The sequence below is a fragment of the Citrobacter sp. KTE30 genome (assembly GCF_000398825.1).
Lineage (GTDB): Bacteria > Pseudomonadota > Gammaproteobacteria > Enterobacterales > Enterobacteriaceae > Citrobacter > Citrobacter freundii.
In genome coordinates this window covers 2962794-2981624 of the sequence record NZ_KB976055.1, presented here as the reverse complement: position 1 = coordinate 2981624, position 18831 = coordinate 2962794, and the positions used below count along the sequence as shown (strand labels likewise).

The window sequence follows — 18831 nt, the reverse complement described above, 5'->3', positions numbered from 1 at the left end:
CTTAAATCGCCTTGTTGGGATCGAACGCGTCGCGTACCGCTTCACCAATAAAGATCAGAAGCGATAAGAGCAGGGCAACGGAGATGAACGCGGTAATGCCAAGCCACGGTGCCTGCAGGTTGTTTTTACCCTGTAACAGAAGTTCTCCGAGCGATGGCGAGCCAAGCGGTAAGCCAAACCCAAGAAAATCCAGCGAGGTTAGAGTGGTTATCGAGGCGCACAAAATAAACGGTAAAAAGGTCAGAGCGGCAACCATCGCATTGGGTAGCATATGGCGCAGAATAATACTGCTATCGCTCACGCCTAGCGCCTGAGCGGCACGAATATAATCAAAGTTTCGGGTACGTAAAAACTCCGCGCGCACCACGCCAACCAGGCTCATCCAGCCAAACAACACCGTAATACCCAGCAGCCACCAGAAGTTAGGCTGGACAACGCTCGACAGTAGAATGATGAGAAACAGCGTTGGCATACCGGACCAAACTTCAATGAATCGTTGCCCCCACAGGTCCACCTTGCCGCCATAATAGCCCTGTATTGCGCCAGCCATAATGCCCATCACGCTCGAACACAGGGTGAGCATTAAGCCAAATAAGACCGAAATACGTGTGCCGTAGAGGATCCGTGCCAGTACATCACCGCCGTTGGCGTCTGTTCCCAGCCAGTTTTGTGCAGAAGGCGGGGAAGGGAAGGGCTTATCGGTGGCAAAGTTAATGCTGGTGGCCCCAAAGCGTATTGGTGCCCACAGGATCCAGCCCTGGTTTTCCAGGCGCTGCTGTAGCCACGGATCCTGATAATCAGCCCGGGTCGCCAGCGGTCCGCCGAAGTCGCTTTCACTGTAGTTTTTGAACAGGGGGAAATACCAGCTATTGTCGTAGCGCACCAGTAACGGCTTATCATTGGCAATCAGCTCTGAACACAGACTAAGACCGAACAGCACCAGAAAAATCCACAGCGACCAGTAGCCGCGACGGTTGTGGCGAAAGCGCGCCCAGCGGGCCTGATTGACGGGGCTTAATCGCGACATTAGCGTCCCTCAAAATCAATACGGGGATCGACCAGCGTATAGCTGATGTCGCTGAGGATATTCAGCAGCAGACCGATCAGGGTGAAGATATAGAGTGTGCCAAACATTACCGGGTAGTCGCGTGATACGGTGGATTCATACCCCAGTAGTCCCAGACCGTTAAGCGAGAACATCACTTCAATCAGCAGCGAACCGGTAAAAAACATGCTGATAAACGTCGCCGGGAAGCCGGCGATCACCAGCAACATGGCATTGCGAAACACATGTTTCCACAGAATATTTTTCTCGCTGACCCCTTTAGCGCGTGCGGTGACGACATACTGTTTGCGCACCTCATCCAGAAATGAGTTCTTGGTCAGCATAGTCAGCGCGGCAAACCCACCAACTACCGTCGCCAGCACCGGCAGGGTAATATGCCAAAGGTAGTCGGTCACTTTCTGATACCAGGGCAGGGAGTCAAAATTGGCGGAAACCAGCCCGCGCAGCGGGAACAGGTCGTAGTAGCTGCCCCCGGCAAAAAAGACGATCAGCAAAATGGCAAACAGAAAGGCCGGAATGGCATAGCCAATAATAATAAATGCGCTACTCCAGACATCAAACCGGCTGCCGTTGTGAACCGCTTTGCGGATCCCAAGGGGTATCGACACCAGATAGATGATGAGCGTACTCCATAGGCCCAGCGTAACGGAAACCGGCAGGCTGTCTTTGATAAGCGTCAGCACAGAGGCGCTACGAAACAGGCTGTCGCCGAAATCGAAACGAATATAGTCCCAAAGCATTTTGAAATAACGCTCATGAATGGGCTTATCGAACCCGTAGCGCCGAGTGATTTCCGCGATGACTTCCGGGTCCAGACCCCGGCCGCCGCGATAATTACTGTCGCTGATGTTACCAACGCCGGTTTGCGCATGGCTGGCGCGAACGCCTTCGCTACCCGCGCCAGGTAATGCCCCGCTTTGCCCGAACTCAATGGCGGCGACGGCCTGTTCAACCGGACCGCCGGGGGCAATTTGCACGATAAAAAAGTTGATGGTGATGATGGCCCAAAGCGTTGGGATCACCAGCAGCAGACGTCGAATCAGATAAGCGCCCATCTATTCTCCCTGCCGTCTGGCTGCGGGCAGTTTCGCCGCTTTGTTGACGTCATACCACCAGTTGTCGAGGCCAATGGTATAAATTGGGCGAATAGCCGGATGCGAAAATTTGTCCCACCAGGCGATACGATCCTCGGCCATAAACCACATCGGCAACATGTAGTAATTCCAGGTTAAAACTCTGTCCAGTGCCCGGCCGAGTGGGATCAGTTTGGCTTTATCACCTTGCGCGGCAATGATTTGACCGATCAGCTTATCGATAACCGGGCTTTGCACACCGGGGGCGTTATAGCTGGAGTCAATATATTGAGAAGCCCACAGAATTTGCAGGTCTGAACTCGGCCACGGCATTGCGCGATACAACCTTGGCATCATGTCATAGTCGCGACTGCGTAAGCGGTTGGTAATTTGTGAGTTATCAACCTGGCGGATGTTCATGGTAATGCCTAAGCGTTGCAGGTTGTGCTGGAACGGCAACACCCACTGACTGTTGCTGCCCGCCGGGAGCAATAGTTCAAAGCTCAGAGGTTTACCGCTGACGCTGTTTACGCGCTGCTGCCCCTTGAGTACCCATCCGGCTTGTTCCAGTAAGGTATCGGCTTTCAGCAAGTTCTCACGATCGTAGCCATCGCCTTTTGATTTTGGCGGCTGATAGATTTGGCTGAAGACCTCAGGAGGGAGATCTTTTTTCAAGGGCGCGAGTACCACCAGTTCATCTGCATCGGGGTATTTTGTCGCAGCATATTCGGTATTCTGAAAATAGCTGTTGGTCCGGCTCCAGGCGTTATAGAACAGGGCTTTATTCATCCATTCAAAATCAAAGGCCAGCGTGATGGCTTCCCGCACCCGTCGGTCACTGAACACCGGACGCTGAATATTAAAAGCCAGCCAGCGCGTATCCTGGGCGGATTCATTTTTTTGTTCATCTTTGATGATGTAATGATTCGCAAAATTTTTCCCGGTATAACGCGTCGCCCAGTTTTTGGCATCATTTTCAAGACGCAGATCAAACGCACCGGCCTTAAACGCTTCAAAGGCGACGTTATCATCCAGATAATAGTCGTAGCGGATGGTATCGAAGTTCCAGCGTCCACGATTGACGGGTAGATTAGCGGCCCAATAATCTTTGACGCGCGAATAGACAATATACTGGCCCATCTTCCATTTGGTAATGCGATAAGGGCCGCTGGCGAGCGGTGGCGATGATAAGGGATCGCTGAGCTTATGGTCTTTCCAGTACTTCTCTGGCATCACGGGTAATGAAAACAGGCTGAGCATGTCCTCTTTACTCGGTTTGGCTAATTCAATGCGTACGGTTAATGGCGCGATGGCTTTTACCGTTGTTCCCTTGTAGACCAGACGAAACTGTGGCACGCCTTCAGTCATAAATTTGTGGAAGGTGAATGCGACGTCGCGGGCGGTAATGGGTGATCCATCGTGAAAACGCGCTCGTGGATTAATGGCAATTTCTACCCAGGAATAGTCGTCAGCATAGCGTGCGCTGTCGGCAATGAGCGGGTAATAGCTACCAGGCTCATCGTCAGAGGTTGTAAACAGCGTATCGTAAAGCGTTTCGGTACGTGCGCCTGGATTACCGCGCATTGCATAGCGGTTAAAGTTGTCAAATGTGCCAATGGCGGAGAGGGTGATTTGACCACCTTTAGGGGCTGCGGGATTAACATAATCGAAGTGATTAAAGTTAAACGCGTACTTCGGTTCACCCAGCACGGCAAAAGCATAGCTTTCTTTGATGGATTGCGCCTCGGCGCTAAACCCGATGAGGGCGATAAACAGCAGCAATACGCGAGGGATCATTAAAAGCGATTTCCTTTTCCTGCCACAACCCGACGGGCATCATGCCTGAAAGATAGGAGATGTAGCGGCGAGTGAGAATATATGAATCGCATACTGCGATCACCACGTCGGCTTATTGGGCTGCGCCATCCAACGCACGAAATCAGCAAGCTTTAATGGGCGGCTAATCCAGTATCCCTGGAAAAAATGTACTCCACGTTCGCGCAGCCAACGGGCTTGCTCAGGTGTTTCTACCCCTTCAGCAACCGTCAGCATATTAAGACGTTTAGAGAGTGTCAACACAGCGTCCAGAACCGGAGAGGTCAGGGTTTCCGTCCCAATGGCGTTAATAAAGCCACGATCGATTTTCAGGTAGTCAACGGTAAAGCGTTCCAGATAAATAAGCGCACTATGACCGGTGCCAAAATCATCAATGGCAATCTCAAAACCTGCTGAATGCAGCCATTCAAATAGCTTTGTCGCCTCGTGCTGATTGAGCATATCTCGTTCAGTGATTTCCAGTACTATCTGAAAATAGTTTGCGGGAAGCGAAGCGTGCAGGTGCCGAATGTCGTCCTTAAACGTCTCGCCGTGTAAGTGCGTTGGCGCGATATTGATCCCCAATTTTGCGCCAGCGGGTAACACTTTTTGCAGCGTCGGCGCGTCCTGGGCTATCAGCTTGAAGAGGTGCTGGGTTAGCGGCACAATCATTTTCTGTGATTCAGCGTAATGAATAAAGGCATCCGGTGGGATCTCACCCGTTGTTGGGTGATGCCAGCGTAATAGTACCTCAACGCCTTTCACCTCCAGCGTTTGCATCTCTACGACTGGCTGGTACACCACATAAAACTGGTTATGTTTAATGGCGTTGAGGATATCTTTGCCTGGGCGTAAACGGATGCTGTAGATGTAGTACCAGAGAAGGAGGGCGGTCATGATCCCGGCCATGCATCCGAGCATGATGGCGTATCCAACATCTTTATACGTCCACCGATCCGCGTAAAAACGCACCTCCAACGGGAATGTAGACAAGGCTGCATTATATGATGGGAGAGCAGGGAGTTCAGACATGGGGATTAATTGTTTGGAAAACGTGGTGATAGCCGTCTTCCCGACGACGAGTGCCACACCGTTGAAATCATCTTGCCGGGCGTTATAGAGAAGATAGGGTGCCAGGTTAACATTCAGGGTGGCAAAAACGCCGCTGTTCTGTAATGAATGATTGCGATACCAAATGAGTATTGCCGGTTTATTCGGCATCATTGGCGTACCGGGCTGGAGATCCATATCGATATCTTTCGTCATGTCCAGCACGGGAACCAATTGCTGAAGAGGCGTATTCATTGAACCGGTTGCTGAAGAGCAGAAAGCGATACCGTCTTTTACCAGCAAAAAGGCCCGCACATTCAGGCTAAACGCGGCGCTGGAAGTGAGTTGAGCTGAAGCTTGCGAGCAGGTGTCTTTTACCAGAGGTTGCAGTGTGTTGGTGGTGGTTTCAAGGTCAGCGAAGAAACTTTCAATATAGTTTTGTATGTTAGACGTTAGCGTGTCGTACTTTGCGTTTCGTTGATGCCATGACATAAAAAACTGCAGTGAGCTGACGAGTAACGCGACGACTATCCCCGTTATAACGCAGGTGAGCAGGAGTTTCCGATCGGAAGAAGAGGAGCGCCTTAACATAGTTCCTTATGTTTACCTGAAGTAACCACTTATCCTGTATGAATATAACCTGAAATGACTCATGTTGTGAGATTTTTCTTAGTCACAAGGGCAAAGCAAAAAAAACACCGCCGTAGCAGTGCTTTTTTATATGTCTCATCAGGATAGCCAAGGGATAGCTGCCAAACGAAATTAACTGCGGCTCAGAACCCGGCGAGCTTCGTTGTAACGTTTTTTCCAGTAAGGCTCGTTCATGCTGGAAATGATAACGCCACTGCTGGTCGAGGCATGTACAAACTGGTTGTTGCCGATATAAATACCGACGTGTCGGCCAGTAGAACCAGCACGGAACAGAACCAGATCGCCTGTACGCAGATTAGTGCGCGAAACGGATTTACCCGTTTCCTGTTGTTCATAGGTTGAGCGAGGAAGCTCTAAACCAAATTGCTCACGAAACGTACGCTGTACGAAGCTTGAACAATCAATGCCTTTTTTGGTGCTGCCGCCAAGGCGGTAACGCACGCCTTTCCAGTCAGCATATTGGTCCATAATACGTGATTTAACATCGATATTACGTACCATATTTTCAAATTCATCCTGAGAGGCTTGCAGTGAAGAGTTATCTCCATTGCCCACAGCATGCGTCTCAGAATGCATATTCCTGGCGGTGTTCGTTGTGCTACATGCAGAAAGCAGAACCGCAACTGCTATCGCGGGTATGCCCCGCAAGATATATCTCAAAATCGGTTGAGATTTGACCATTTTGTTTGTTTTCCCTTGAAGTCCTTAACGATAAATATCGTTATAAAAAATGCCAAACGTGACGAGACTAATTACCATCGCACGATGAGACAATTCCTTAAGGTCAAATCTGTGGCAGAACGCACAAATTTATTCAGAAAGGGAATAATTATCCCGCGAGGCAAAACGTGTTCGAGATTACCCTATCGTTCCGGTCAATGCGAGTGATTTTACGTGATTTCTTATAAGAAAAATTGATACAGAAAGTGAATAAACGGCATTGTCTAAATTAAGAACAATCAGGGTAAAAAACACGCAACTTACTCATTTTAAACATGAATAAGATGACAGGAGAATGACAATCAGAATGATGAAATATTGCCAGGCATCATCAGGGAATCAGAAGTATCCCTGATGATGTTAATTACTCTGCGTTATTTGTTTAAAAATTGTTTGTTTTTGCCGGGTAGATAATTCACGAACAGAGTGACTAATCGGTCGCTTAATGGCGTCATTAGCCACCAGGGAAGGCCAATCAAGACCACCGTCATGGAACCAACCACGATATCGGTGAGCCAGTGGGCGCCAATCATTACGCGTGGGAAGGCAAAAACCACAGCGATAATAAGGCCGATTATTCCTGCGACTTTTCCGAAATAACGCAGCATGAATGCGGAAAAAATAAGCAACATCATGCCGTGATCGCCAGGAAAACTGTCTTTCGACGCATCTTTGGTCGGAATATGCAGCAGTTCGCTGACGCGATAATTATTATCCAGCATCAGGGTTGGGCTGGCACGTTTAACGGGAATAAGCGCCTGGCCCAGCTGATTTAATATCACTGCGGTAAGCAGCATAACCAAACCGATAGCCACAATGCGTCGGCGACCTTCCGATGTCTCTTTGAGCCAAAAGTGCAGCATCAATGCGCCCATTGCCAGCAATGAGCAGCCATCAAATGCCCGGTTATTGGTTATAGCAACAACCCATAAGAACAGCGGACTTTCCACTAGTTTATGATTAAAGAAGCGGAAAACGCCCGTATCCAGTGAAGACCAGAACCCATGCCCGGCTGGAATATACCAGGACAGAAACAGTGCCAGGCCCACAATATTAAGCAGGAGGATTAGAGGGTATCGGGTTTTCATCGTCGTTTACCATTGCTAAAAAACGAAGGCAACCTTACGCGCTAGCGCCTAAACGAAGTCTCAACAATGCGCTCTGTAGCGCATTCCAGTCGGTCTCGGTATCGGCGATGAGTTCAATACGACTATCTGGTGGCGCGACGTTTTGCGTCTCTATATGCCAGTCGTCTCCCTGGCGGTTAATGCGTACCAGTCCTTCTTTAATACGCATTACCCCCTTCACTCGTCCAACAGGAGCAAGACGCGACCATTCCAGCAGACCGATAGTATCGAACACAGTATCGGCGTCAAAAATCCAACCGCAGGCCTGATGGCCCTGTCCGCTGTTCAGGCTACGACGCCAGCGCTGCTGTGCGGGTAGACTCAACGCTGCTAGCCCCTTTTTGTCGGCATGACTATGGGCGTGCTCCGCGCTTGCAGGAAGCTCTGCCAGGTTTAGTCGGGGCAAATCCAGTAGCTGTCCGTCAATTTGTCCATGGTCGGCATGAACTAACTGGCGATTACCTCCATAGTGTTGCCACCAGCTTTGCAGGGCGTCTTCGCTTTCCGTCGTGGCACGGTCGGTTTTGTTGGCAACAATGATATCTGCGGCGGCCAGCTGGTCGCGGAAATTGTCATTGGCGACGCTTTTTTCATCCAGTAACAGCCGCGGGTCAAGAATACAGAGGGTCGCACGCAGATCGATCCACGGTTCGTAAACCGGTGCGGTGAGTAAATCCAGAATCTGTTTAGGGTGGCCGAGGCCGGTGGGTTCAATGAGCAGACGGTCAGGTTTTCCCTGACGTAGCAGCGTATTGAGACCAACCTGCATCGGCAGACCGTTAACGCAGCACATACAGCCGCCGGGGATCTCTTTTAACAGCGCACCGCTGTTAGCCAGTAGCGCGCCATCAATGCCAACTTCGCCAAACTCATTAACCAGCACGGCCCACTTCTCAGCAGGATCTTTGTTTGCCAATAAATGAAGAATAGAGGTGGTTTTGCCACTGCCGAGAAAACCGGTGATGAGATTGGTTTTAGTCACATTTACTCCAGATTCATAAATTACCGTAATGGCATTTAACAATCCTGGCGAAAAACGGTGAAAAAGAGAAGGGGTGAGAGGACGAAGACGCGCTTCGTCCTGTTTAATGGCAGAAATCGTTAACTTTTTAACGTATCAATGACAGCCTGATGCGCACCGTATTGGGCAATGCGTTGCCAGGCCTGCTGAATGGCCGCGACAAACTGCGGATTCTGGACGAGATCGGTGGCGAAAATCTCGCGCAGCGAAAGCAGGGCGCTGACACGTTCTGACTCTGTGCTCTGTTTAACCAGAGCGGCAATTTTCTCACTTAGTGGGTCACGAATATCAATTGCGGCGCCTGAGTCATCCACGCCGCTCACATAACGCATCCAGCCTGCGACACCGAGCGCCAGCAGCGGCCATTCGCTTTGGCGGGCTAAATGTACGCGGATCCCTTCCAACATGCGCTGGGGTAATTTCTGGCTACCGTCCATCGCAATTTGCCAGGTTTTATGTTTCAACGCTGGGTTGGCAAAACGCTCCAACAGGCTTAGGGCATACTGGTCTAAATCAACGTCGGTAATTTGCAGCGTAGGCGCCTGTTCGTTGAGCATCAGACGGTAGGCGGCTTCACGAAATGCGCTGTCCTGCATACAGTCGCTGATGTGCTGGAACCCGGCCAGATAACCGAGATAAGCGAGAAACGAATGACTGCCGTTCAGCATCCTCAGTTTCATTTGTTCCCACGGCAAGACGTTTTCGACCATCTGGACGCCCGCCGTTTCCCATTCTGGGCGGCCACACACAAAATTATCTTCAATCACCCACTGGATAAACGGTTCGCAGCTGATTGCGCAAGGATCGGCAACGCCCAGCTCGCGTGCGATTTCAGCCAGTGACTCTTCGGTAGCGGCAGGAACAATGCGATCCACCATGGTACCCGGGAAGCTGACATGCTCCTGAATCCAGGTTGCCAGTTCTGGTGAACGTTTTTCCGCCATTCCCAGTACGGCGTTTTTTACCACATGACCATTGTCCGGGATATTATCGCAAGAGAGGACGGTAAACGGCTGTAGCCCGCGTTCACGTCGGCGGTGTAGCGCTTCAACAATAATTCCTGGGACAGAGTGCGGTTCAGTCGGTGTTTGCAGATCGTGAGCAATACGTGGATTACTGAGGTCTAACGAGCCTGTAGCCGGATCGATGCAGTAGCCTTTTTCCGTAATGGTTAACGAGACAATAGCCACCTGAGGCTCGCAGAATTTTTCAATAATAGCCGCCAGTGAATCCAGCCTGGCGTTGAGACATTCGTTGACGGAGCCGATAACAATCGGTTGGTTGCCGTTGGCCCCTTTCTCCAGCACGGTAAATAAATGATCCTGTTCGCGCAGTTGGCTCATCAGTCGATCGCCGCTGAACAGACTGATCTCACAAATACCCCAGTCTCCACCCTGCGCATTCAGCACCCTGTCGGTGAGTAACGCCTGATGGGCGCGGTGAAAAGCACCGAAACCAAAATGTACAATCCGCGTTTTTAATTGCTGGCGGTCGTACTGCGGCATCATGACATTTTCCGCCAGTGGCGCTGAGGCAATAGTTTTCATTAAATACACCTGATTAACCATTAATTAACAATGGCAGTATAAAGTTATATGACAGCAAATTGAATTGGTGTGCCTCATTTATCCGGGGAATGTGAGCTTGATCAACCAATCATCGGCAATGTGTTGATCATCTAACGGATGCCTGTATGGTAGTCATCATTAAGGTGATTTAATTTGGTATAACAACTTGTGGGGTGAAACAATGGAACAAACCTGGCGTTGGTACGGACCTAACGATCCGGTATCGCTTGATGATGTGCGTCAGGCTGGCGCAACGGGTGTTGTAACCGCCTTGCACCATATTCCTAACGGTGAAGTGTGGCCGGTAGATGAAATTCAACAGCGCCAGGCCATTTTGGCTGAAAAAGGGCTGACCTGGTCGGTGGTGGAAAGTATCCCTGTCCACGAAGATATCAAAACGCGTTCAGGTCAGTATCAAACGTGGATTGCCAACTATCAGCAGAGTATCCGTAATCTGGCGACCTGCGGCATCGATACCGTGTGCTATAACTTCATGCCGATCCTCGACTGGACGCGTACCGACCTCGAATATCAGCTGCCGGATGGTTCCAAAGCGCTGCGTTTTGACCAGATTGCCTTTGCAGCTTTCGAGCTGCACATTCTGCAACGCCCGGGAGCTGAAGCGGATTATACCGACGAAGAACAACGCCAGGCGCTGGACTACTTCAATGCCATGAGCGATGCAGAAATTGAAAAGCTGACACGCAATATTATTGCTGGCCTGCCTGGTGCAGAAGAGGGCTATACGCTGGATCAGTTTCGTGCGCGCCTTGCTGAATATGACGGCATCAGTAAAGACGATCTGCGCGAAAATATGGCGGTATTCCTGCGGGCGATTGTGCCAGTGGCAGAAGAAGTCGGCGTGCGTCTGGCCGTGCATCCTGACGATCCGCCGCGCCCGATCCTCGGTCTGCCGCGTATCGTTTCGACTATCGAAGATATGCAGTGGCTGAAAGAAACCGTCGACAGTATTAATAATGGTTTCACCATGTGTACCGGTTCTTACGGCGTGCGCGCTGATAACGATCTGGTGAAAATGATCGAAACCTTTGGCGATCGTATCCACTTCACGCACCTGCGCTCGACCTGTCGTGAAGATAACCCGAAAACGTTCCACGAAGGTGCGCACCTGCAGGGTGATGTGGATATGGTATCGGTGGTGGCTGCCATTTTGAGCGAAGAGCAGCGGCGTAAAAAGGCGGGCGACCTGCGTCCTATCCCGATGCGTCCGGATCATGGACACCAGATGCTTGACGATCTGCACAAGAAAACCAATCCGGGCTACTCGGCGATTGGTCGCCTGAAAGGACTGGCAGAAGTCCGCGGCGTTGAGCTGGCGCTGAAACAAACGCAGTTCCGCGACCTGCTGTAAGTCTAACAACAGGGATTGCGCTACAGGTGCAATCCCTGTTGTTCATCAAGGCTGCGCGAGCGCCTGCTCCAGCACTGTCAGCACTTTATTGATCTGCTGTATCTGCAATCCACCAAATCCAAAAAACATAACAGCATCGCTGTTTTCTTTGCGCCATGCGGCTTCTGATCCATTTTCTATATCCGACAGAGTGTCGAAACGGATCCCAGCCAACAGGCAGCTTTGTTGCAACCTGGCGATGAATTCGGTATGTCTGGCAATGCGTAACGAGAGGTGCAGACCTGCCGTTGCGCCAGCGATTTTCCCTTCGGGAAACAGAGTGGACAGGCCATCGCGTAACAGAGTGAGGCGCGTCGCATAGCTGCAGGCCAGCTTGCTGATATGCGTATAAAAAACCTGATTTTGCATCAGTTCGGCTAAAAATTGCTGCAACAACCACTGACTGCCGTTGTTATTGAGCGCTTTCATATTCTGTACCGCCGGAAGCAGTTCATCAGGGCAAATAAGATAGCCAAGCCGTGCGCCTGGCCCCAGCGTTTTAGAAAATGTCCCCATATAGATAACCCGGTTGTGATAATCCATGGCTTTCAGCGCGGGAAGGGGATTGTCCCCATAGGTAAAAACGGCATCGTAATCGTCTTCAATGATGTAAGCGCCGACGCGTTGCGCCCACGTTAATAATGACTGACGGCGCTCCAGCGAAAGCACACTTCCCATCGGATACTGATGAGCTGGAGTAACATAACAAAGCTGGGTTTCATACTCGGGTAAATTATCTGTTTGCAGCCCGTGGTTATCTACGGCAATTGACGTAATGTCTGCACCGTAATAATTAAAAAGATGCCATGCGCCAGAATAACAAGGGGATTCGGTCACAATATGGCACTTTTTTTGCTGACTGACAGCATGATGAATAATAAATATTTGGCTGAGCAGTGATAATCCTTCCTGAATCCCGTTGGTAATGATGATGTTCTCTGCTCGGGTATTAATTCCGCGGGATAAATTAAGGTATCTGACCAGTTGCTCACGTAGTGAAAATAATCCATTTGGTGAATGGTACCGGGTAAATAATTGTTCTTTAAGTATGCTTGGAGCATTATTCCATTTCCGCCAGCTTGACCAGGGAAAAGCGTTGGGGTCGGGGACGCCCATCCGGCAGTAGCACTCTCGTCCAGGCTCGGCGTAAACATCGGTAGAGACCCCGGCAGCTTTAGGTTTTACCGGTGGGGAGCCTTGGGTTACGGGCACATGAGTTGGGGTTATACGTACAGGCGTGGTGAATATCACTTCATAGCCAATGCCGTGTCGGCTCTTGATTAACCCAGCCGCCATCAGCTTATCATAGGCCATCACTACCGTTATTTTAGCAACGTGCAATACCTGAGCCTGCTCACGAATAGAGGGGAGTTTGTCTCCACAAAGCAAATCACCCTGCTGAATTGCCTGGAAATAAAATTGAAATATCTGCAGTTGCAGCGGAGTACGGCTTTCTCTATTGAGCGTCAGTGTTAGCATAAGAAATTCCTTATTTACAGATGGTCACTATATTACGAATTTCTGATCTTTACTATTTGACTCACCTCATAGAGTGGATGCTGTTCCTATAATCTGCTTTCGCTGTCTCTATTTTTGATTTTTATTATCCCTTAGCGTGTCGCTATTAAAAAATGGAGGCAAGCATGTCGTGGATAAGAAAGAACGCATTGTGGTGCGCATTCGTCGGGGCGTTAGTAATGGCCTTGGCTATTTGGGGAACGTGGCAAGGCGTTCATTACACCAGTACCACCGAATTTTGTTTATCGTGTCACTCGATGCGCACGGCTGGAGAGGAATATAAAACCAGCGTGCATTTTCGCAACGCGTCTGGCGTGCGGGCTGAGTGTAAGGATTGTCATATTCCACCGGGCGTTGTGCCAACGCTTATTCGTAAAACTGAAGCCTTAAACGATCTCTATCACACCTTTATTTCTCCTTCTATCGACACTCCGGAAAAGTTTGCTGCCAAACGCTCGGAGCTGGCCCAACGGGAGTGGGCGCGCATGAGCGCGAATAATTCAGCGGCGTGTAAATCCTGCCATAGCTATGAGGCAATGGATCATGGCAAGCAATCGGCAAATGCGGCGGCGCAAATGACCGCGGCGGCAGCAAAAGACAGTAACTGTATCGATTGCCACAAAGGAATAGCCCATCACAAACCCGATATGAGCTGCGGTTTTCGCGATCGCTTTAAGCAGCTACAGCGTCAGGGAGATACGCCAACGGATGCGTCCACACTGTTCTCATTAAGCGAAAAATCATTGGCGGCAACGGCAGAAAGTCCGGCAGGGAAGGCGCTGTTATTTCCCGCCACCGAGGCCAAGGTGCTGAAAAAAGAAGGCAGTAACGTCCAGCTCGAAATTACGGGCTGGCGTGAAAGCAAAGGGCGTGGACGGGTGATCACCCAGTATATGGGGAAACGCGTTTTCTCCGCCGTGCTCGATGAGCCCCTGATGGCGAACGTAAAAGTGCTACAAACCCAGGTCGATCCTGATTCACATCAGGAATGGCAGCAGGTGAGCGTCACCGCCTGGACCACCGATCAGGACTTTATCAGCACACTTGCGCCAATCTGGGAGTACTCAGATCAAATGCTGCAATCCACCTGTAGCGCCTGTCATAGCACTCCTCCTACGACCCGATATACCGCTAATGGCTGGATCGCTGGATTGAAAGCCATGTCGACCTATTACCGGCTTAATCCGGTGGAGGAACGTACGTTGTTGAAATACCTCCAGACCCACGCCAGCGATGTGTCTGACACCAACAAAAAGTAAGGATAATGTATGGATATTCATGACTTTAATCCGTCCCGCCGCCGTTTTCTCAGCGGTATGTTGGCGGTGGGTGCTGCCAGCGCACTGGCGCCTAATCCGCTGATATCAAAAGTGTGGGCGGCGGGGGAAAATCCCGAACAGTGGATTCAATCAGGTTCGCACTATGGCGCTTTTGAAGCCAAAGTGGTCAACGGTGAGTGGACCGAAACCCGTCCGTTCAAACATGACAAATATCCCTGCGATATGCTGAACGCGGTGCGTGAAGTGGTCTACAACCCGTCGCGGGTGCGCTACCCGATGGTGCGTCTGGACTGGCTGCTTAAACGTGAGAAGTCGGATCGCAGCCAGCGCGGAGATAACCGTTTTGTACGGGTCAGTTGGGATCAGGCGCTGGATTTGTTTTACGAAGAGCTGGAGCGGGTGCAAAAAACCTATGGTTCATCAGGCGTATTTACCGGGCTTGCTGACTGGCAAATGGTAGGCAAATACCATAAAGCGGGCGGGGCGATGGACCGGGGACTTGGCCTGCATGGTAGCTATGTGACAACTGTCGGCGACTATTCTGCGGCAGCGGCCCAGGTCATTTTACCGCATGTGATTGGTTCACTGGAAGTTTATGAGCAGCAGACGTCACTCCCGCTGGTGATTCAAAACAGCAATACCATCGTGTTGTGGGGTTGCGATCCGATCAAGAACTTGCAGATCGAGTTTTTGGTTCCCGATCACGATGCGTTTGGCTACTGGCAGCAGATTAAAGAGGCGGTAGTGCAGAATAAGATGCGCGTTATCAGCGTTGATCCAGTGCGTAGCAAATCTCAAAACTATCTTGGCTGCGAGCAATTGGCGTTGCGGCCACAAACCGATGTCGCGTTAATGCTGGCACTGGCGCATACCCTGTACGAAGAAAAACTGTATGACACGGCGTTTATTACCGATTACACCGTCGGCTTTGAACAGTTTTTACCGTACCTGCTGGGCGAGAGTGATAAACAGCCGAAAAATGCCGAATGGGCGGCAGAAATCTGCGGGCTGACAGCAGAGCAGATCCGAGACTTCGCCCGCCTGTTGGTGAAAGGCCGGACACAGTTTATGGGCGGTTGGTGCGTACAACGCATGCACCACGGTGAGCAGTATCCGTGGATGCTGGTGGTACTGGCCAGCATGGTCGGTCAAATTGGTTTGCCCGGCGGCGGGGTCGGATTTGGCTGGCACTATAACGGCGGTGGGACGGTAACATCGACCGGGCCAGTGCTCTCTGGGCTGGGGAGTATTACTAATCCCCCGCAGGCGAAGTACAAAGCGGATTTTCGCGGCGCATCGGAGCATATCCCCACTTCGCGTATCGTTGACTGCCTGCTTGCGGCAGGCAACAAGATTGCCTTCAACGGTGAGACGTTAACGTATCCTGACATCAAAATGGCGATCTACAGTGCGGCCAATCCATTCCACGCCCAGCAGGACAGGAACCGTATGATTGAGGCATGGAAGAAGCTGGAAACCGTGGTGGTGTTAGATCACCAATGGACCGCGTCGTGCCGTTTTGCCGATATCGTTCTGCCTGTGACTACCCGTTTTGAACGTAACGATATTGAGCAGTTTGGCACGCATTCGAATAAAGGGCTGATGGCGCTGCATCAGATTGTTAAACCGCAATACGAAGCGCGGCATGATTTTGACATCTTTGCCGGGCTGTGTAAGCGATTTGATAAGGAAGCGGTGTACCGTGAAAACCGGAATGAAATGCAGTGGATACAGGCGCTTTATGACGAAGGTGTGAAGATGGGGGCGTCGCTCGGTGTTACCTTACCGGACTTTACAACGTTCTGGCAGGGTGACGGATATATTGAATATCCGCCGGGTCAGCCGTGGGTACGTCACGGTGAGTTTCGTGAGCAGCCAGACCTGAATCCGCTGGGAACGCCGTCAGGTCTTATTGAAATCTACAGCAAAACCATCGCGGGCTTTGCCTATGAGGATTGTCCGGGGCATCCGGTGTGGATGGAACCCTTTGAGCGTACCCATAGCGGCAAAAAAGATAAATACCCGCTGCATTTGCAATCCTGCCATCCGGATAAACGTCTACATTCCCAGTTGTGCTCAAGCGAGGCGTTTCGCAACACCTATGCAGTTGCCGGAAGAGAGCCGCTTTATATCAGCGAACAGGATGCCACCACTCGTGGCTTAAAAGCCGGTGATATCGCCCGCGTTTTTAACGCTCGTGGTCAGGTACTGGCTGGCGTGGTAATCAGTCCGGATTTTACCCCTGGCGTGGTCCGTATTCATGAAGGCGCGTGGTACTCCCCGCAGGAAGGGGGGAAAGCCGGGACATTATGCACCTATGGCGACCCGAACGTGCTGAGTGCGGATATCGCTACTTCACAGCTGGCCCAGGGGCCTTCAGCACATACCGTGCTGGTGGAGGTCGAGCGTTATCAGCAGAAAGCCCCGCAGGTGACGGCTTTCGGTGGTCCGCAGATTGTGAAAGAGGAGGGGACCAGTGCAGCATAATCAAATTCATCAGCAGCGGGCGGCTGTGTACCAGTGGTTTTCGCAACTGTTATTTCGTGAGCTGGATGAAAAACAGCTCGCCAGTCTGGAAAATGGCAATAGCCAGGCATGGATTGCCTCACTCGAGGCGATCCCCGGATTATCTGCCAATGTTAAACGTTTTGAGCGTAGCCTGGGCCGGGTTCTGCGGCGCGACTCCCGACAGCTTGAGTTGGCCGCAGATTTTGCCTCGTTGTTTCTGCTGGCCCCGCCGGCTAGTGTTTCTCCCTATGCGGGGCACTATCCACACACGACGGCGGCAGAAGAACGTCTGCAAATGAATGTGCTGCTGGTTGAGCAAGGGCTGGCGGCTCGGGAGAATGAACCCTCCGATCATATTGCCGTACAGTTGGCATTAATGGCGAGGATGGTTGCTAAAGAGGAGAAATTCTCCGCGCAGTATTACTTTTTGCATCATCATATTCTGTGCTGGGCACCGTTATTTCGCGACGCTTGTCTGGTGCGGGATAACGAGGGGTTTTATCCTCAGGCGGTTAATCTGATAGTGCGTTTTATGCAAGAGGATGAACAGTATCTGGAGTCGCTGCTGATGGATGATTTTTATTTCAGCAGTCAGCGCTGAAAATGACAAAGGGACAGCCTGCGCTGGCGGAGGTAAAGAACAGGCTATCTCGGAGAAAGAGTTCCGTTCACCTCATGTTCATCGTTTCTCTGAAATCCGGATTCCTGTGAACGTGTAAAGGGCGTTCTCCGCCACGCCCTTTACAATCCCGGCTCCCGGCGGGAAAATTGTTGCTACGCAATACCCTCCGCTTATTCCTCCAGGCTATCGGGCCGGGCGCGAGGAAGCGTCCTTGCAAAGCGCGCCCTGAGCCAGCATCCATGCTGGCTCTCCCGGCCTTACGGAAACACGTCGGCAATTTTCAGCCGGACCAGCCCACACCTAACCACCTGTATTTTTATTTGAATATATCTGAACAGCAAAACAAATTTAACTGGAAGTCAGAGCTGTGCAGCGGTGACCACGGTCCGGCTGAAAATCGATGAGGCGTTGACGGCTGACCGGGGCTGCCCGCAGGGATGCGGGCAGAGGGGACGGCCTGCAGGGATGCAGGCTCGGCACCGACCCGACAGGCAGACGACATAAGACGAATAACTCGCGTAGCGACGATTTTCCCGCCGGGAGCCTGGGTTGCAAGGGAGGCGGCGGTGAGCCTCCCTTGCACGTTCACGGGTATCTGCGCTTCAGAGAAATGATGAGCATGAGGTGAACGTAACCCTGAGCCGGAATCACATGTTCACCATATATGCTTAAAAGACGAGCTGTCCCTTATCGTCAGCGAGCGGTAGAAAATTAATCTGCGCGGCCCATATAGCGACGCTCTTCGATATGAATACGGATTTTTTCACCCGCACTCAAATACTCAGGAACCTGGATCACCAGACCGGTGCTCAGGGTTGCTGGCTTGTTGCGCGCACTCGCTGAAGCACCTTTAATACCCGGTGAGGTTTCAACGATTTCCAGGTCTACGGTCTGCGGCAGTTCAAGCGCCAGCAGTTGGCCGTCCCAGGTCAGTACCTGCATATCCGGCATACCGCCTTCCGGCATGAACAGCAGCTCTTCTTCAATCTGGTCTTTGGTGAAGGTATACGGGGTATAGTCTTCTTTATCCATAAAGATATATTCGTTGCCATCGACGTAGGAGAAATCAACCCCGCGGCGGCTCAGGGTGACGGTATCCACGATATCGTCGCCTTTGAAGCGCTCTTCAACTTTCAGACCGGTACGCACATCAGAAAAACGCATTTTGTACAGCGTAGCTGCACCACGTGCGGACGGTGATTGAATATCGATATCTTTTACAATCAGCAGTTTGCCGTTGTAGTTCAGTACCATACCTTTTTTAATTTCGTTCGCTCTTGGCATCGAAAAGATCCTGTAGTGAGGAGTGTCTAAAATATCGCGTAAAACTACTCGCGCCGGGGCATTCAGGCAAGCGGAATTGATGCTTTTGCTGGTGCCAAAAAGGTGGTACTGTGCGCT

At 51.1% G+C, this 18831-nt stretch carries 14 protein-coding genes; 4 read left to right on the top strand and 10 right to left on the bottom strand.

Annotated features, from left to right (window positions below):
- Nucleotide 1: 1 nt before the first annotated feature.
- The 8 genes from WC1_RS08790 to WC1_RS08825 form a co-directional block, all read right to left on the bottom strand.
- Complete coding sequence (locus WC1_RS08790; RefSeq protein ID WP_003840055.1) at nucleotides 2–1027, bottom strand: ABC transporter permease; 1026 nt, start codon at nucleotides 1025–1027, stop codon at nucleotides 2–4.
- Entirely contained in the window at nucleotides 1027–2121 is a 1095-nt protein-coding gene (locus tag WC1_RS08795) for a microcin C ABC transporter permease YejB (RefSeq protein WP_003834575.1), read from the bottom strand. Before WC1_RS08795 ends, WC1_RS08790 begins: the two co-directional genes overlap by 1 nt.
- Nucleotides 2122–3936, bottom strand: a complete 1815-nt coding sequence (locus WC1_RS08800; RefSeq protein WP_016150672.1) for an extracellular solute-binding protein — start codon at nucleotides 3934–3936, stop codon at nucleotides 2122–2124.
- 99 nt (nucleotides 3937–4035) lie between these two features.
- The gene (locus tag WC1_RS08805; protein ID WP_016150671.1) at nucleotides 4036–5595 is read right to left on the bottom strand and encodes a cyclic di-GMP phosphodiesterase; all 1560 of its coding nucleotides are present in this window, start codon (nucleotides 5593–5595) and stop codon (nucleotides 4036–4038) included.
- Nucleotides 5596–5766: 171 nt separating this feature from the next.
- The gene (gene mepS, locus WC1_RS08810; RefSeq protein WP_003027474.1) at nucleotides 5767–6336 is read right to left on the bottom strand and encodes a bifunctional murein DD-endopeptidase/murein LD-carboxypeptidase; all 570 of its coding nucleotides are present in this window, start codon (nucleotides 6334–6336) and stop codon (nucleotides 5767–5769) included.
- 413 nt (nucleotides 6337–6749) lie between these two features.
- Nucleotides 6750–7463: a phosphatase PAP2 family protein gene (locus tag WC1_RS08815; protein ID WP_016150670.1), complete on the bottom strand. Its 714-nt coding sequence runs from the start codon at nucleotides 7461–7463 to the stop codon at nucleotides 6750–6752.
- A 34-nt stretch (nucleotides 7464–7497) separates the two neighbouring features.
- Nucleotides 7498–8484 carry a CobW family GTP-binding protein gene (locus tag WC1_RS08820; protein ID WP_016150669.1) on the bottom strand — a complete coding sequence of 329 codons (987 nt, stop codon included), beginning with the start codon at nucleotides 8482–8484 and terminating at the stop codon, nucleotides 7498–7500.
- A gap of 119 nt (nucleotides 8485–8603) precedes the next feature.
- On the bottom strand, nucleotides 8604–10070 hold the full coding sequence (locus tag WC1_RS08825; RefSeq protein ID WP_016150668.1) for a mannitol dehydrogenase family protein: 1467 nt from the start codon (nucleotides 10068–10070) through the stop codon (nucleotides 8604–8606).
- A gap of 202 nt (nucleotides 10071–10272) precedes the next feature.
- Here WC1_RS08825 and uxuA point away from each other — a divergent pair, with 202 nt between their 5' ends.
- Nucleotides 10273–11463 (top strand): mannonate dehydratase, encoded by a 1191-nt coding sequence (gene uxuA, locus WC1_RS08830; protein WP_016150667.1) that lies wholly within the window; start codon nucleotides 10273–10275, stop codon nucleotides 11461–11463.
- A 45-nt stretch (nucleotides 11464–11508) separates the two neighbouring features.
- Here uxuA and WC1_RS08835 read toward each other — a convergent pair whose 3' ends face one another.
- Complete coding sequence (locus WC1_RS08835) at nucleotides 11509–12981, bottom strand: MocR-like pyridoxine biosynthesis transcription factor PdxR (protein WP_003845160.1); 1473 nt, start codon at nucleotides 12979–12981, stop codon at nucleotides 11509–11511.
- A 164-nt stretch (nucleotides 12982–13145) separates the two neighbouring features.
- Between WC1_RS08835 and torC the strand changes: the two genes are divergently transcribed.
- From torC to torD, 3 genes are read left to right on the top strand one after another with little or no spacing between them, the layout of a single operon-like run.
- Nucleotides 13146–14279, top strand: a complete 1134-nt coding sequence (gene torC, locus WC1_RS08840) for a pentaheme c-type cytochrome TorC (RefSeq protein ID WP_016150666.1) — start codon at nucleotides 13146–13148, stop codon at nucleotides 14277–14279.
- A gap of 9 nt (nucleotides 14280–14288) precedes the next feature.
- Nucleotides 14289–16787, top strand: a complete 2499-nt coding sequence (gene torA, locus WC1_RS08845; RefSeq protein WP_016150665.1) for a trimethylamine-N-oxide reductase TorA — start codon at nucleotides 14289–14291, stop codon at nucleotides 16785–16787.
- A complete protein-coding gene (torD, locus tag WC1_RS08850) occupies nucleotides 16777–17409 on the top strand; it encodes a molecular chaperone TorD (protein WP_003840076.1) in 633 nt (210 codons plus the stop codon). Before torA ends, torD begins: the two co-directional genes overlap by 11 nt.
- Nucleotides 17410–18141: 732 nt before the next feature.
- Here torD and yeiP read toward each other — a convergent pair.
- Nucleotides 18142–18714 (bottom strand): elongation factor P-like protein YeiP, encoded by a 573-nt coding sequence (gene yeiP / locus WC1_RS08855; protein ID WP_003027452.1) that lies wholly within the window; start codon nucleotides 18712–18714, stop codon nucleotides 18142–18144.
- Nucleotides 18715–18831: the final 117 nt, after the last annotated feature.